The 14,970-nt window shown below is 66.3% G+C and carries 10 protein-coding genes; 5 read left to right on the top strand and 5 right to left on the bottom strand.

Annotation, left to right across the window (positions count from 1 at the left end; translation table 11 throughout):
* Positions 1-5: 5 nt before the first annotated feature.
* The 3 genes from phoU (at position 6) to phoR (ending at position 2,857) form a co-directional block, all read left to right on the top strand.
* Entirely contained in the window at positions 6-710 is a 705-nt protein-coding gene (gene phoU / locus CLU86_RS11360; RefSeq protein WP_099656176.1) for a phosphate signaling complex protein PhoU, read from the top strand.
* A gap of 15 nt (positions 711-725) precedes the next feature.
* On the top strand, positions 726-1,433 hold the full coding sequence (gene phoB / locus CLU86_RS11355) for a phosphate regulon transcriptional regulator PhoB (RefSeq protein ID WP_099656175.1): 708 nt from the start codon (positions 726-728) through the stop codon (positions 1,431-1,433).
* A 98-nt stretch (positions 1,434-1,531) separates the two neighbouring features.
* Entirely contained in the window at positions 1,532-2,857 is a 1,326-nt protein-coding gene (gene phoR / locus CLU86_RS11350; protein ID WP_099741677.1) for a phosphate regulon sensor histidine kinase PhoR, read from the top strand.
* Here the strand turns inward: phoR and CLU86_RS11345 are convergent.
* From CLU86_RS11345 to trxA, 5 genes are all read right to left on the bottom strand, one after another.
* The gene (locus tag CLU86_RS11345) at positions 2,849-4,240 is read right to left on the bottom strand and encodes an MATE family efflux transporter (RefSeq protein WP_099741676.1); all 1,392 of its coding nucleotides are present in this window, start codon (positions 4,238-4,240) and stop codon (positions 2,849-2,851) included. The two genes, phoR and CLU86_RS11345, sit on opposite strands and share 9 nt — an antisense overlap.
* A gap of 141 nt (positions 4,241-4,381) precedes the next feature.
* Positions 4,382-6,097, bottom strand: coding sequence for a hypothetical protein (locus CLU86_RS11340; RefSeq protein ID WP_099741675.1), 1,716 nt, complete (start codon positions 6,095-6,097; stop codon positions 4,382-4,384).
* 138 nt (positions 6,098-6,235) lie between these two features.
* Entirely contained in the window at positions 6,236-6,493 is a 258-nt protein-coding gene (locus tag CLU86_RS11335) for a type B 50S ribosomal protein L31 (RefSeq protein WP_099656171.1), read from the bottom strand.
* Positions 6,494-6,765: 272 nt separating this feature from the next.
* On the bottom strand, positions 6,766-8,028 hold the full coding sequence (gene rho / locus CLU86_RS11330; protein ID WP_063459546.1) for a transcription termination factor Rho: 1,263 nt from the start codon (positions 8,026-8,028) through the stop codon (positions 6,766-6,768).
* Positions 8,029-8,302: 274 nt separating this feature from the next.
* A complete protein-coding gene (gene trxA / locus CLU86_RS11325) occupies positions 8,303-8,635 on the bottom strand; it encodes a thioredoxin TrxA (protein ID WP_099656170.1) in 333 nt (110 codons plus the stop codon).
* Positions 8,636-8,744: 109 nt separating this feature from the next.
* Between trxA and CLU86_RS11320 the strand changes: the two genes are divergently transcribed.
* Both CLU86_RS11320 and CLU86_RS11315 read left to right on the top strand, forming a co-directional pair.
* The gene (locus CLU86_RS11320) at positions 8,745-11,354 is read left to right on the top strand and encodes a PD-(D/E)XK nuclease family protein (RefSeq protein WP_099741674.1); all 2,610 of its coding nucleotides are present in this window, start codon (positions 8,745-8,747) and stop codon (positions 11,352-11,354) included.
* The gene (locus CLU86_RS11315) at positions 11,351-14,905 is read left to right on the top strand and encodes an exodeoxyribonuclease V subunit beta (protein WP_099741673.1); all 3,555 of its coding nucleotides are present in this window, start codon (positions 11,351-11,353) and stop codon (positions 14,903-14,905) included. The genes CLU86_RS11320 and CLU86_RS11315 overlap by 4 nt, the downstream gene beginning before the upstream one ends.
* The last annotated feature ends 65 nt before the right edge of the window (positions 14,906-14,970 follow it).

The raw sequence follows: 14,970 nt of genomic DNA, 5'->3' as shown, positions 1-14,970 counted from the left end.
ACACCATGCCCGAAAAACACCTGTCCACCCAGTTTGACAGCGAACTTAACAACGTCTCTTCCCGTGTGATGGAGTTGGGCGGCTTGGTGGAATCCCAAATCCGCCAGGCGATCTATGCCTTGTCGCAGTTCAGCATGGAGGCCGTGGAGCAAGTGGTTGCCATGGAGCAGCGCGTGAATGCCATGGAAGTGGAGATTGACCATGAGCTTTCTTCCATCATCGCCCGCCGGCAACCCACGGCGCGCGACCTGCGCTTGCTGATTGCCTTCTCGAAGGCCACGGCCAACCTCGAACGCATGGGCGACGAAGCACACAAGATGGCGCGCATGGTCAAGTCCATCATTGAAAGCGGTGCCGCGCGCTCACTGCCCTCCAGTGATTTGCGCATGGCGGCAGATTTGGCCTCTGGCCTGCTGCGCAAGGCCCTGGATGCCTTTGCCCGCCTGGACACCAAAGCCGCGCTCGCCATCTTGAAAGAAGACGATCTGATCGACAAGGAGTTCGACGGGTTTGTGCGCAAGCTGGTCACCTACATGATGGAAGACCCCCGCACCATCTCTGCCAGCCTGGACTTGCTCTTTTTGGCCAAGGCGATTGAACGCATTGGCGATCACTCCAAGAATGTGGCCGAACTCATCATCTATCTGGTCAAAGGCAAGGACGTGCGCCATGCCGCGATGGACGATATTGAATCGACCGTGTTGCAGTAAGGGAAGGGCGTAGCCATGAAGAAAATGCCCCGGGTCTTGATCGTTGAGGATGAACCCGCGATTGCCGAGCTGATTGCCGTGAACCTGCGGCACAACGGGTTCCAGCCCATCTGGTCGGAAGACGGCGAGTCGGCCCAGCGCGAGCTGGATGCCGTGCTGCCAGACGTGATCCTGCTGGACTGGATGCTGCCAGGCCAAAGCGGCCTGCAGCTCGCCCGCAAGTGGCGCGCCGACAGCCGCATCAAGGCCATCCCGATCTTGATGCTCACCGCGCGTGGAGACGAGCCTGACAAGGTGGCCGGTCTGGATGCTGGTGCAGACGACTACATCACCAAGCCGTTTTCCACGCAAGAGCTGTTGGCCCGCATCCGCGCCGTGCTGCGCCGCCGCGCGCCCGAGCAGGTGAACGACAGCGTGACCATTGGCGATCTGGTGTTGGACGCGGCCACCTACCGCGTCACCTTCCAGACGCAGCCCCTCAAGGTGGGCCCCACCGAGTTCAAGCTGCTGCACTTTCTCATGAAGCACTCGGAGCGGGTGCACAGCCGCTCGCAATTGCTCGACAAGGTGTGGGGCGACCATGTGTTCATTGAAGAGCGCACGGTGGATGTCCACGTCAAGCGCCTGCGCGAGGCGCTGGGCACGGCGGGCACCATGGTCGAGACCGTGCGCGGCGCAGGCTACCGCCTCACGGCCCAGCCCCAGGCGCTGATGCAGGCCTGAGGGCCAGCCCCCAGCTGCCGCTGGGTTTGCACTGAACGGGCCACAGGCGGGCCTGCCATCGAAATGGCCCGCATTTTTGAGAAAGCTGTGCGTCTCGCATGTTTTGGCGTTTTGTGTTTTTCCTGACCTGGCAACTGGCAGGGGGCGGGCTGGGTTGGTGGCGGGCAGGGCCCTGGGGGGCTGCGCTGGGGGCTGCAGTGGCGGCCTGGGCCTGGTTTGTCTGGGATCTGTCGCGGGGGGCTCGCGTGCTGCTGTGGTTGCGCACGGGCGAGTTGGCCAAGGCCCCTAACATGCGTGGCATGTGGGGCGAGGCCGCAGACCGCGCTCGGCGCCTGCTGCGCCAGAGCGATGCCAGAGAACAAGACAGCCTGAGCCGGCTGCACGAAATTTTGGCCGCGCTGCAAGCCACGCCCAATGGCGTGGTGCTGCTCGACAGCGAGGGCCACATTGAATGGTGCAACCAGATCGCGGCCAGCCAGTTTGGCATCGATGCGCAACGCGACGTGATGCAGTCCATCGGCAACCTGGTGCGCGACCCCGACTTCAGTGCCTACTACGCCGCACATGATTTTTCGCACGACGTGGTGCTGCAGGGCCGCGACAGCAAGCCTTCACGCCCGGTGCGCATCTCGGTGCACCTGCACCCCTATGGCGACGGGCGCAAACTGCTGCTGTCGCGCGATGTGACGGCCTTGGAGCAGGCCGATGCCATGCGCCGCGATTTCGTGGCCAACGTGTCGCACGAGATTCGCACGCCGTTGACGGTGTTGATCGGCTTTGTGGAGACTTTGCAGACCCTGCAGCTCTCGCCACAAGAGCGCAACCGTTACCTGGGCATGATGGCGCAGCAGGCCTCGCGCATGCAAAGCGTGGTGCAGGATTTGCTCACGCTCTCGCGCCTGGAGGGCAGTCCGCCGCCCGGCATTTCGGAATGGACGCCCGTGCAGGCGTTGCTTCACCGCTGCGAAGAGGAAGCTCGGGCGTTGTCCTCACTGCTTACGCCCAACCAGGCGCGCCCGCATGTGCTGGGGTTTCCTGCGCCCGAACAGTTGCGCGCCATGGGTGACATTGCAGGGGTGCCCGCTGAGTTGCAAAGCGCTCTCTCCAACATCATCAACAATGCCATCCGCTACACGCCAGTCGGCGGCAGCATCACGGTGACCTGGGAGCGCTCCAGCGATGGATCGGCCGTGTTCTCTGTGCGCGACACCGGGCCAGGCATTGCCGCCGAACACATCCCCCGGCTGACAGAGCGTTTTTACCGTGTGGACCGCAGCCGCTCGCGGGAAACCGGAGGCACCGGCCTGGGGCTGGCCATCGTCAAGCATGTGCTGCAGCGCCACGGTGCTTCGCTCAACATCGCCAGTGAGGTGGGCAAAGGCTCGACCTTCTCAGTGTCCTTCCCAGCCAATCGCCTACGCTGATGGCGGGGGCAGCGCCGTCCGTGCGGCGGCTTTGAGCAGCATGGCGCCAAACGCGGCGGCGGTGATGGCCAGGGCCAGGGCGCTGCAGGCCCAGAATGCAGTGGGTGAGTGGGCCATCTGCGCCCAGGGGCTCCACGTGCCGTAGGCCAGCAGGTAGCCGCCCCCCAGCCCCAGGCCCCACAGCAGCACGCAATACACCACCAGTGGTGCCACCGTGATGTGGTAGCTGCGCAGCACGAAGACGCACAGGGTTTGGCAGGCATCGGCCAGGTGGTAGGCCGCTACCCACAGCAGCAGGCCCGACGCCACCGCCACCACGGCAGGGCTGCCCGAGTACAGGCGGGCTATGGCATGGTTTGCTATAAATAAAATAGCTGCTAGCGCAATACCTGTGAGCGCTGCAAGCCTAAAACCCATATGAACGATGCGGCGGGCGTGTTGCGGGTCGCCCGCGCCCAGCCAGTAGCTCACGCGGGTGCTGGTGGCAATCGCCAGTGACAGGGGCACCATGTACAGAAGGGCCCCCATGTTCGAGGCGATCTGGTGCGCGGCCGCCGCCGTGGTGCCCTGGCGCGCGATGAACAACGCCATCAGCGTGAACGACGTCACTTCCACCATGATGGCCAAGCCCGCAGGCACGCCCAGTTGCAAGAAACTGCCCAGCGTGGGGCCATGGGGGCGCTCCAGCGGGCGCCACAGTTGCAGCGGCTCGTAGATGCTTTGGGTGCGCAGCAGCCACAGCGCCAGCCCCAGCATGGTGTAGTTCACGATCAGCGTGGCCCAGGCGCACCCCACCACCCCTTGGGCGGGCAGGCCCGCGCCGCCCAGTGTGAACCAGATGGACAGCGGGATTTTGATAAAGAGCGAGCCCACCTGCAGCCAGGTCACCAATTGCGGCCTGCCCAGCGCCTGGTTCAGTGTGCTGTAGATGCGAAACAGCAGCGCGGCAGGCAGTGCGAAGGCCAGCACCGCCAGGTATTGCACCACCTCGACGCGCAGGGTGGGCGGGATCTCGGTCCATCGCAGCAGAGGGGCGGGTGACAGCAGCAGCCCCATGCCCAGCACCGATGCGGCTGCACACAGGTACAGCGACTGCCGCACCGACCGCCCCACCGCTGGCAGGTCGCCTGCGCCACGTTGCTGCGCCCACACCGGCATCAGTGCCTGCAGCACCCCCATCAGGCCCACATAAATGCTGATGAAAATCGCAGACCCCACCGACAGAGCCGCCAAGGACGCTTCGCCATCCCGGCCTGCGACCAGGGTGTCTGTGACGCCAAACGCCATCACCGCCAACTGCCCTGCCAGCACGGTGGCGGCGTGGCGGGCAATCTGGGGCAGTTCGGGCGGTTGTTCTGCAGTGTGGGGCGGGGCGGAGGTCATGCGGGACAGGGTTGGGAAGGCGGGCTGGCCCGCAGGAGGCGAGATTTGATCGCGGATGGAGCGCGTGCGTCCTTGGCACACCCGTCCACAACACGCCGCCAGCGTTGCCCAACATGGGGCTGCACGGGCGTGTTCTGGCTCCTAGGGCGCCAACTGCGAGGTGCGTTGGAACACCAGCACCTGGTCGTTCTTGTCGGTAGGGCGGGGTACGTTGGCAACGGGCGTCCATTCCGCGGTCTGCACAATGCCCGGCGGCGCGGGCCACGCGCTTGCATCCACCAGCAACCAGTGGCAGCCCTTGTTGCCGTTTTGGCTGTCCGCCGGCAGCAGTGTGAGCCCGCCGTGGTACTGGAAGGCCGCCGTTTGCGCGCGGCTGAGCCCATAGGTCTGTACGCAGCCTTGCTGCGCATCTGGCATCACCCGCAGCATGTTTTGCACCTGAGGCACATAGCTGCGCGCGTGGTTGAGCAATGGCAACCACAGCGTCATGAGCAGCAGCCAGCCCAGCGCGGCACCGCTGGCGGGCAGCACCAGGCTTTTCCAGATAGCGGCGCGGTCGCGCGAAGCCCGCCACCACACAAGGCTGCACCAGGCCACCGAAGCTGCCAATGCCGCCAGCAAGGCGAGCCATGAGAAGGAGGGCGCAAACTCAGGCGCCAGCTTGGCCACGTTGGCTGCCGGTTTGGCGGGTACACCAGTTTGCATGGCAATCCAGATCACCCAGATGGCCAAGGCTGAAAGGCTGAAGAACAGCAACGTGAACCAATCGATCAGCGCTGCCACGGCGCGGCTGAGTGTGGGCAGGGCAAAGGCCGCCAGCGTGGCCATGGCCGGCAGGCCCAGCAGCAGGGCGCGGTCGGCCGGGTTGGTGGTGATGGTGGCCCCGATGGACACCAGCGAAAACCACAGCGGCAACCACAGGTGGCGGTGCCATTGGGCACTGGCAATCTGCTTGCGCCAGCGCCACAAAGTCCAGATGGCCAGAGGCCAGGCAGGCCAGCCAAACCACAGCAGCAGGCGTGCCAGGCTCAGCCATTCCTTGCCCCCTGCCGCAATGCCCACGATGCGCCAGCCCCACAGGCCCAGCAGCCAGGTCATTCCGGCGATGGCTGCCAGCAGCGCCAGGGTGGCGCAGGCCCAGGTGCGGCGGTGCGCTATTTCTTGGGCCGGGGCATGCCATAGCAGCCAGGCCCCACCCAGGCCCAGCAAGGTGGCCAGTGTGGGCGCACCTGCCAGCGCCAGGCCTGCCAGCCCGGCCACCAGGGCCAGCGCAGGTGCCACGCGGTGAAACGCCAGGCCTGCGAAGCCAAAAAACACCAGGGCGGTGCAGCACAACTGCACCAGGTAACTGGTGGCCTCGTGCGAGAGTTGCGCCAGCCCCAGGCAGGCCAGCAGGGCCAGCAGCCCGCCATCGGCCATGGCGCGGGCGTAGTCGGTGGGAAGGGCCTCACCACCAAACGCAAACGCGACCGGCTGGGCGGCTGGGCTGCGGGCCAGGTAATACACGCCGTACCAGGTGGCCACCAGGGTCAGCACCAGCAGCCCCACAAAAGGCAGGCGCGCAGCCATGTCGGGCGATATGCCTGCGGGTGCCCACTGGATGGCCAAGGCCCCCAGCCAGTAAGGCAGCAGGCCATCGGTCTCGGGGGCTACCCCGCCCAGCAGCGGGTTTAACCAGGAGGTTTTGCCCCGCGCCAGCTCCAGCATGTAGCCAAAGGCGCTGACATCAGAACTCTTCCACGGATCGCGCACCACAAAGCCCGGGATGACATACGCCATGCACAGCAACAGCAGGGCCCAGCGGGGCAGTGCCTTGGCGGCTTTTTGGCTAACGATGGCGGGTGTGGGCGGGGTCACGCGAAATGCCAGGCAAGAAGATGAGGGGGACGAAAAAAAGAGGCGTTGCCGAGGATAAAGGCAAAACCAAAGAGCCAGAGCCAAAGAAAAAAGGCAGCACGGTTGCCCGGGCTGCCTTTTTGGCGAAACGGCCGCGAATTACTTCGCTGCGGTGGTCTTGCCGAAACGGTTGCGGAACTTCTCCACGCGGCCGCCCATGTTGTCCACCGACTTTTGTGTGCCAGTGTAGAAGGGGTGCGATTCAGAGGAAGTGTCCAGCTTGAACAGAGGATAGTCCTTGCCTTCGAAGGTTTCGGTTTCCTTGGTGTTCACGCAAGAACGGGTCACGAACTTGAAGCCGTTGGACAGGTCAACGAACAACACTTCGCGGTAATTGGGGTGAATGCCTTCTTTCATGATCAATCCTTGTCAAGTGCGGGAGCCGTGCAGGACCCGGGGCAACCTTTGCACCGTGGAACATCCAGCGTACTTTCCGCAGAAAAAGCCCTCTATTATTGCACAGGCGGTCGGACGGCATTTTTGCGATGGCCTGTGACCGCTGAAACTGGCGTGGCCTGGGCCAGAACCGCCGCGCAAGGGCCGCCCCGCCGCGCTTGCGGTGTCCCCCTTCCCGAATTGCGTAGCAATTCGAGAGAAGGGGGAAGGCGCGACAGCGCCTCAGGGGGTTGTCACCCCCCTCGTCTCATCATGTCAAAGAAGTCCACATTCGTTTTTGTGGCCTTCATGTTCTTGATCATGAGCTCCATCGACTCGATCTCGTCCATGTTGTACATGAACTGGCGCAGGATGCGGGTCTTTTGCAGGATCTCGGGCGCCAGCAGCAGCTCTTCGCGGCGCGTGCCGCTCTTGTTGAGCTCGATGGCGGGGAACACGCGCTTTTCGTACAGGCGGCGGTTCAGGTGGATTTCGCAGTTGCCGGTGCCCTTGAATTCTTCAAAGATCACTTCGTCCATGCGGCTGCCGGTGTCGACCAGCGCGGTGGCGATGATGGTGAGCGAGCCACCTTCTTCGACCTTGCGGGCAGCGCCGAAGAAGCGCTTGGGGCGCTGCAGTGCGGCGGCGTCCACACCGCCGGACAGAACCTTGCCGCTCGACGGCACGACGTTGTTGTAGGCGCGGGCCAGGCGGGTGATGGAGTCCAGCAGGATCACCACGTCCTTCTTGAGCTCGACTAGGCGCTTGGCGCGCTCGATCACCATCTCGGCCACGTGCACGTGGCGGGCGGCGGGCTCGTCGAAGGTGGAGGCGATGATCTCGCCCTTCACTGTGCGCTGCATTTCGGTCACTTCTTCAGGGCGCTCGTCCACCAGCAGCACCATCAGGTGCACATCGGGGTTGTTGGCCGTGATGGCGTGGGCGATGTGCTGCATCATCACTGTCTTGCCGCTCTTGGGCGGGGCGACGATCAGCGCGCGCTGGCCGCGGCCGATGGGGGCGATGATGTCGATGATGCGGCCGGTGATGTTCTCTTCACCCTTGATCTCGCGTTCCAGGCGCATCTGTTCCTTGGGGAACAGGGGCGTCAGGTTTTCGAACATCACCTTGTGCTTGTTCTGCTCGGGCGGGCCGCCGTTGACTGCATCGAGCTTGGTCAGGGCAAAGTAGCGCTCGCCATCCTTGGGCGTGCGCACTTCGCCTTCAATCATGTCGCCGGTGTGCAGGTTGAAGCGGCGCACCTGGCTGGGGCTGATGTAGATGTCGTCCGTGCTGGCCGTGAAGCTCGTGTCGGGGCTGCGCAAGAAGCCGAAACCATCGGGCAGGATTTCCAGCACGCCGTCTGCAAACACCTGTTCGCCCGCCTTGGCGCGCTTTTTGATGATGGCAAACATCAGCTCCTGCTTGCGCATGCGGCCCGTGTTTTCGATTTCGAGTTCTTCGGCCTGCTTCAGGACTTCAGACACGTGCAGTGCCTTGAGTTCGTTTAAGTGCATGGAATGACTCCTTGGCGGAGCTGGTAAGAATCTTGGGGGAGTGGGGGCTGGTGCCAGATGGGCTGCTGTTTGCAGGTCCGACTTGCCGGGGATCTTGGTCCGTCTGCCAGTGCGTGCAGGCCGGTGATCTGAAGGAATTATGACAGGAAAAAATGCAGGCGCTTTGCGTGATCGCAATGGGGGCTGGTGCTGCGGCAGGGCTTTGGATCCATTGCGTGTCGCACGCACCCCAAAAAAATGCCCCGCAGGCAGCAAACCAGCGGGGCTTGGGGGATCAGGCCAGTTGCTGATCGATGAAGGCGGTCAGTTGCGCCTTGCTCATGGCGCCCACTTTGGTGGCGGCCAGTTGGCCATCCTTGAACAGCATCAAGGTGGGGATGCCGCGGATGCCGAACTTGGCAGGGATTTCGCGGTTTTCGTCGACATTCATCTTGGCGATTTGCAGCTTGCCTTGGTAGGTGCCTGCGACCTCGTCCAAGATGGGGGCAATCATTTTGCAGGGGCCGCACCACTCGGCCCAGTAATCCACCAGCACCGGGGTGCCGGGTTGCAGCACGTCGGCTTCAAAGCTGGCGTCGGAGACATGTTTGATGAGTTCGCTGGCCATGGCGGATTCCTTGATTTTGAGCGGGTTGTGACCGGTGTACGTTTAAAGTCTGGGCATTGTGACAGAAACCAATACCACGTACACCGTTATGGCCGGGGCTTGTGACGCTATGACTGTCATAGCGAAAAGCGATCATGGCACGGGCCTGGGCGCGGCCCTGTGGCAACGTGCGCTGGCCCAGGTGGCCGTGCATGCCCAGGCCCACGGTGCCCATTTGGCGCGCACCGTGGTGCTGGTGCCTTACGCCCAGCTCATGCCCTGGGCCCAGCGCCACTGGGCGCTGCAGTTTCCGCAAGGCTTTGCGCCGCGCTTTGAAACCAGCCGCAACTGGGCGCGCCAGTTGCAGGTGTTTGAGCCTTCGGCCGATGACTTTGCGGGCGACGTGGCGCGCGACACCCTCACTGCCCGCGCCTTGCTCGAGCGCGTGGGGCAGGGCGCCCAGCGCGAGATGCTGGCCACGCCCTTGCAAGAAGCCGCCGCCCAACTGGCCCCCGCCGTGGCCGCTGTGCCCCCCGCGCAGCGCGCCGCCTGGGGCGATGAGGCCCGCAAGCTGCTGGCCACCGCCGACGAGGGCAGTACCCTGCACTACGAGGCCTTGGTGGCGCGCCTGGCGCTGGAATGGGTGCTGGCCTCGCGCCATGCCACCGATGTGCTGTTTGAGCCTGGCGTGCGCGCGGCGGTGGATGCCGTGGTGGTGCTCGAAGGCTTTCAGTCCGACGCGCTGACCCCAGCCCTGATGGCCCACTGGGGCGAGCAAGGCACCTGCATTGCGTTGCCCGCCCTGGTCGATGATGTGGTGGGCGATGCCCCCGCACCGCCGCAGTGGGCCTTGCATGCCGCCACCGATGCCGAAGACGAAGCCCACCGCGCCGCAGCCTGCGTGTTGGCCCATGTGCGCGATGGCCGCGTGCCTGTGGCGCTGGCTGCTACTGACCGGGCACTGATCCGCCGCGTGCTGGCCCACCTGGACAGCAGCGGCGTGCTGGTGCGCGATGAAAGCGGCTGGATTCTTTCCACCACCCGTGCCGCTTCACGGGTCATGGCCGCGCTGCAGGCGGCGGCGTGGAATGCCTCTTCCAACGAGGTGCTGGACTGGATCAAACACACCCCTGCGCTGATGTCGGGCGAGGTGAACCGCCTGGAGCAATGGCTGCGCAAGGGCGTGGTGCAGCACTGGAGCGCTGCCGCCGCCCGCGACCTGAGTGCGCAGCCCCACCTGGCCCGTACCGTGGCTACGGTGGAGGCCTGGCGCGACGCCCTGCGCACCGCCCGCCCGCTGGCGCAGTGGCTGCCCGCCCTGCGCGCTGTGCTGGAGCAAGCCGGCCAGTGGCAAGCCCTGCAGGCCGACCCGGCCGGCATGCGCGTGCTGGCCGCGCTGCGCCTGCAAGACGGCCAGCAGGCCGAGCTGGACGGCTGGGGCGACAGCGCGGGCCGGCGCATGGCGCTGGCCGAATTCACCCGTTGGGCCAAGGACGTGCTCGAAGCCGGGCGCTATGTGGCGTCTCAGGCGGCCAATGCCCCCGTGGTCGTGCTGCCGCTGCCCCAGCTGCTGGCCCGCCCCTTTGCCGCCGCCGTGTTGCCAGGCTGCGATGAAAAGCGTTTGCAAGCTGCGCCTGAGCCCGCTGGCGACTGGTCGCAGGCCCAGCGCGAGGCCTGGGGCCTGCCCACGCGCGCATCGCTCGAAGCCGCCCAGCGTGCCGCCTGGGACCATGCTCTGCGCACGCCGGTGGTCGATGTGCTGTGGCGCACCGGCGACGAGGGCGGCGAGCCCCTGCTGGCCAGCGCCCTGGTGCTGTCCCTGCAACTGGACGGCACCGCCACGCCCGGCGCGGACGACCGTGCGGCCCGCGCAGTGGCTGCCACCCCCACGCTGCGCCCCCAGCCCGTGGGCCAGGCGCTGCCGGTGGCGCACCTGTCCTCCACTGCGTATTCCGACCTGCGCCACTGCCCTTACCGCTTCTTTGCCCAGCGCCAGTTGGGCCTGCGCGAGGCCGACGAGCTGGACGCCGAGGTGGACAAGCGCGACTTTGGCACCTGGCTACACGCCGTGCTGCAACACTTTCATGAAGCCTTGCTGGCCGACCCGACCGACCACGCGGAGGAGCGCCGCGCCCGCGTGGACGCTGCTGCTGAGGCCGTCACCCGCGAGCAGCGGTTGCAAGACGGCGACTTCCTGCCCTTTGCCGCCGGCTGGGCGCAGCTGCGCGATGGCTACCTGCAGTGGCTGGCGGGCCATGAACAGCAGGGCGCCAGCTTCCGCCAGGCCGAGGTCAAGGCGCGCCAGCCGCTGGGCGACCTGGAGCTGGTCGGCACCCTCGACCGCATCGATGGCGTCTCGTCCACGGGCGAGCCCACGGTGCTGGTGATCGACTACAAAACCGAAAGCGACAGCGTGACCCGCCAACGCATCAAGAGCGGAGCGGAGGACACGCAACTGGCCTTCTACGCCGCCTTGCTGAGCCACGACACCCTGCGCGCTGCCTACGTCAACGTGGGCGAGCGCGGCGAGACACAGATGCACGAACAGGACGAGGTGGTGCACCTGCGCGATGTGCTGATCGAAGGCATTCAGCACGACATGGTCCGCATCGCCGCCGGTGCGCCGCTGCCCGCGCTGGGCGAGGGCTCGGTGTGCGAGTTCTGCGCCGTGCGCGGCCTGTGCCGCAAAGACTACTGGGCGGACGCTGAACAGGCGTTGCCCGCGCAAGAGACGCCATGACCGTCAGCATTCCACAACCCAGCCAGGCCGCCTACGAACACAACGGCCGCCCCGTCTCGCGCGAGGCCTTCTACGCCATCGCCTGCGACCCCGCTCGCAGCGTGGCGGTGGAGGCCTGCGCGGGTGCGGGCAAGACCTGGATGCTGGTCTCGCGCATGCTGCGCGCGCTGCTCGACGGCTGCGCGCCGCACGAAATCCTGGCCATCACCTTCACCAAAAAGGCGGCGGGCGAAATGCGCCAGCGTCTGCAGGAGTGGCTGGAGCAGTTCAGCCACAAGCCGCTGGAGGAACTCACGGCCGAGCTGATTGCAAGGGGAATCAGCCCCCAGGGCGCACTGGAAAAGCGCGAGGCGCTACAAAATCTATACCGCCAGCTGCTCACTGCAGGCCGCCCGGTGCAGATCCGCACCTTCCACAGCTGGTTTGCCGCGCTGCTGGGCACGGCGCCGCTGGCGCTGCTGCAACAACAAGGCCTGCCCGCGCACTTTGAGCTGCTCGAAGACGATGCGGAGGCCGTGCGCGAGGTGTGGCCCCCGTTCTTGCAGACCGTGGCCGACAGCGCCAGCCTGCGCGCCGACTACGAGGCCGTGGTGGCCCGCCACGGCCGCTCGCAAACGCACAAGGCGCTGGCGGCGGCGCTGGCCAAGCGGGTGGAGTTCGATCTGGCGGACGAGGCAGGTGTGGTCGATGCCTCGGTGCCGCCGTTCCAGCAGGCCTACCCCGAACTGGCCGCGTTGGCAGAGCCCTCTGATGCCTTGCAGACCGAAGCTGCTCTTCAACGCTGGCGCAGCCGCGCTAGCGCCCTGGGCGCAGAGGCCAACAAGACCCCTCAGAAAGCGGCGGACGCCATCATCGACGCGCTGGCCTGCGCCGACCTGAATCAGCGCTTGGACCAATTGCGCCGTGCGATGTTCGTGGCCAAGGAAGACCGCCTCTCCAAGAACCTGGAGAAGTTCCCCGCCGCGCAAGAAGCCGAGCCCGAGCTGCAGCGCCTGCTCACCGCACGCCGCCAGCACGAGGCCTGGCAGCACCAGCAGCGCATGGCCCGGCTGGCGCGTTGCCTCATCGCGCAGTTTGTGGCCGTCAAGCAGCAGCACGGTTGGGTGGACATGAACGATGTGGAGCGCACCGCCCTGGTCATGCTCGCCGACCCCATCCTCTCCGGCTGGGTACAGGAGCGGCTCGACGCCCGCATCCGCCACCTGCTGGTCGATGAGTTTCAGGACACCAACCCGCTGCAGTGGCAGGCGCTGCACGCGTGGCTGTCTGGCTACGCGGGATCGGGTGGTGGGTCGGCCGCGCCCAGCGTGTTCATCGTGGGCGACCCCAAGCAGAGCATCTACCGCTTTCGCCGTGCCGAGCCGCAGGTGTTCATCGCCGCGCAGGCCTTTGTGCGCGATGGGCTGGGCGGCGACCTGCTGAGCTGCGACCACACACGTCGCAACGCGCAGGGCGTCATCGGCGCCGTCAACGCCGTGATGGGCGAGGCCCAGGCGCAGCACGAAACGAGTGGATTCCGCGACCACACCACCGAATCCAAACACCCCGGCCAGTTGCTGCGCCTGCCCGCCGTCACCGATGCGGACGACGACAGCCAAGGCGCAGGCCGCGACGCCCTGGCCTGGCGCGATAGCCTGACCGAACCCCGCCACGAGGCCGAAGAGACCCAGCGCATGCGCGAATGCACCCAGGCCGCCGCTTGGGTGGCCGCGCAGATCGCCAGCGGCACGCCGCCCAAAGAAGTGCTGGTGCTGGCCCGCAAGCGCGACCGCCTGGCCAGCATGCAAGACGCCCTGCGCGCCCTGCACCTGCCCTGTGTGCAGCCCGAAAAGGCCGACCTGTTCGACGCGCCCGAGGTGCAGGACATGGTGGCGCTGCTGGATGTGCTGGTGTCGCCCACACACGACCTGTCTTTGGCCCGCGCGCTCAAGTCGCCGTTGTTTGGCCTGGGCGATGACGCATTGGTGGCCCTGGCCGTGTTGCGCCGCCAGAGCGAGCATGCGGGCAGTAGCTGGTTTGATATGCTATTAAAAAGTGAGCTTCTACCGCTTGATATGCAAGCGCTGGGGCCTGTTTTGATTCAATACCAAGCCTGGGTAGGCAGCCTGCCGCCGCACGACGCGCTGCATGCCATCTACGAGCATGGCGATGTGCTGGCCCGTTTTGCCGCCGCCGCCCCCCCCACCCAGCGCCTGTCGGTGCAGGCCAACCTGCGCGCTCTGCTGGCCGCAGCGCTGCAGCACGATGGGGGCCGTTACCTCACGCCCTATGCCTTGGTGCGGGCCATGAAAAAAGGCGGCGTGCGTGCCCCGGGCCGTGCCGACGCGCAGGCCATCCGCCTGCTGACGGTGCACGGCGCCAAGGGGCTGGAGGCCGACTGCGTGCTGCTGCTGGACACCGACACCCGCCCGCAAAAGGCCGAGACCATGGGCGTGCTGGTGGACTGGCCTGGCGAGCAGACCGTGCCCTCGGCCTTCGTCTTTTTGGCCAGCGAATCGAATCCGCCGCCCAGCGCAGAAGCTGCGCTCGCCGCCGAGCAGCAGGCCCGCAGCCGCGAGGAGCTGAACATGCTCTATGTGGCCATGACACGCGCCAAGCACTGCCTGGCGCTGTCGTCCGTGCAGCCCAGCAATTCGGCGCCGGGCAGCTGGTGGAACCGGCTGACACCCTTGGCTCCGTTAGTGACCGAGGTGGATGCGGGTACTGCCCCGGCACCCGCCGCCGGGGCAGAGGCGACCCCCGACACCTTCACCATCGCCGCGCTGCAACCCCTGCCCGAGGCCCTGCAAAGCGCCCGCACGAAACCGGGTGCAGCGGCCTCCGCTGACCCCAGTGGCGCCACGCCCGTGGCCATGCCTGGCGATGGCGATTCCACCCCCCTGTCGCGCCAAGGCGATGCCATGCACCAGCTGCTGGAGCAGGCCGGTGTGGCCGGTGCCCCGTTGGCCGACTTGCGCGCCCACGGCTGGCCTGCGGCGCGCATCGCCCGGCTGGCCAGCGACCACGACATTGCCCCGGCTGCCGCCGAGCTGGCCGCCCGCATGGCACGGGGCATTCTGGCGGGCGAGGGCGCCTGGGCCTGGGACCTGGCCCAGGTGCAGACCGCCATCAACGAGGCCCCGCTGCACTACCAGGGCCAGAGCCTGCGCATCGACCGGCTGGTACAGCGCCGTGCGTCGCCTGCAGATGACGCCGTGGCAGGCTGGTGGGTGCTGGACTACAAAAGCGCCGCCCAGCCCCAGCGCCAGCAGGCGCTGGTGGCGCAACTGCAGCGCTACCACGAGGCTGTGCAGGCCCTGATGCCGGGCGAGGTGGTGCACGCGGCCTTCCTCACGGGCGATGGGCGCATGGTGCGGGTGGGCGATGGGCCTGCGGGTGGCACAGGGGCGAGCGGGGGTACGAGCGAGAGTGGCAAAGCAGGCCCATCGGCCGCCCAGGCCTCTGGCGTGGGGCATACTTCCGCCCCCGTCGCCTCGGCTGCGGCCCCGAAGTCCGAACGCCCGCGCGCCGCGCCGGGGCCTGCAGATTCTGCACAAGGCTCCTTGTTTTGACCTGCACCCAGGGCCCTCAATCCGCGCAACGCCCCTCTTTTTAGCAAGGTTCTCCCGTGTCCCAC

This window comes from Acidovorax sp. 62, from assembly GCF_002754495.1.
Lineage (GTDB): Bacteria > Pseudomonadota > Gammaproteobacteria > Burkholderiales > Burkholderiaceae_C > Acidovorax.
The sequence above is the reverse complement of the archived record's forward strand: the minus strand, read 5'-3'. Positions and strand labels throughout refer to the sequence as shown.

Coding starts and splice junctions, on each gene's coding strand:
- phoU (WP_099656176.1), top strand. CDS start 6: ATGCCCGAAAAACACCTGTCCACCCAGTTTGACAGCGAACTTAACAAC.
- phoB (WP_099656175.1), top strand. CDS start 726: ATGAAGAAAATGCCCCGGGTCTTGATCGTTGAGGATGAACCCGCGATT.
- phoR (WP_099741677.1), top strand. CDS start 1,532: ATGTTTTGGCGTTTTGTGTTTTTCCTGACCTGGCAACTGGCAGGGGGC.
- CLU86_RS11345 (WP_099741676.1), bottom strand. CDS start 4,240: ATGACCTCCGCCCCGCCCCACACTGCAGAACAACCGCCCGAACTGCCC.
- CLU86_RS11335 (WP_099656171.1), bottom strand. CDS start 6,493: ATGAAAGAAGGCATTCACCCCAATTACCGCGAAGTGTTGTTCGTTGAC.
- rho (WP_063459546.1), bottom strand. CDS start 8,028: ATGCACTTAAACGAACTCAAGGCACTGCACGTGTCTGAAGTCCTGAAG.
- trxA (WP_099656170.1), bottom strand. CDS start 8,635: ATGGCCAGCGAACTCATCAAACATGTCTCCGACGCCAGCTTTGAAGCC.
- CLU86_RS11320 (WP_099741674.1), top strand. CDS start 8,745: ATGACTGTCATAGCGAAAAGCGATCATGGCACGGGCCTGGGCGCGGCC.
- CLU86_RS11315 (WP_099741673.1), top strand. CDS start 11,351: ATGACCGTCAGCATTCCACAACCCAGCCAGGCCGCCTACGAACACAAC.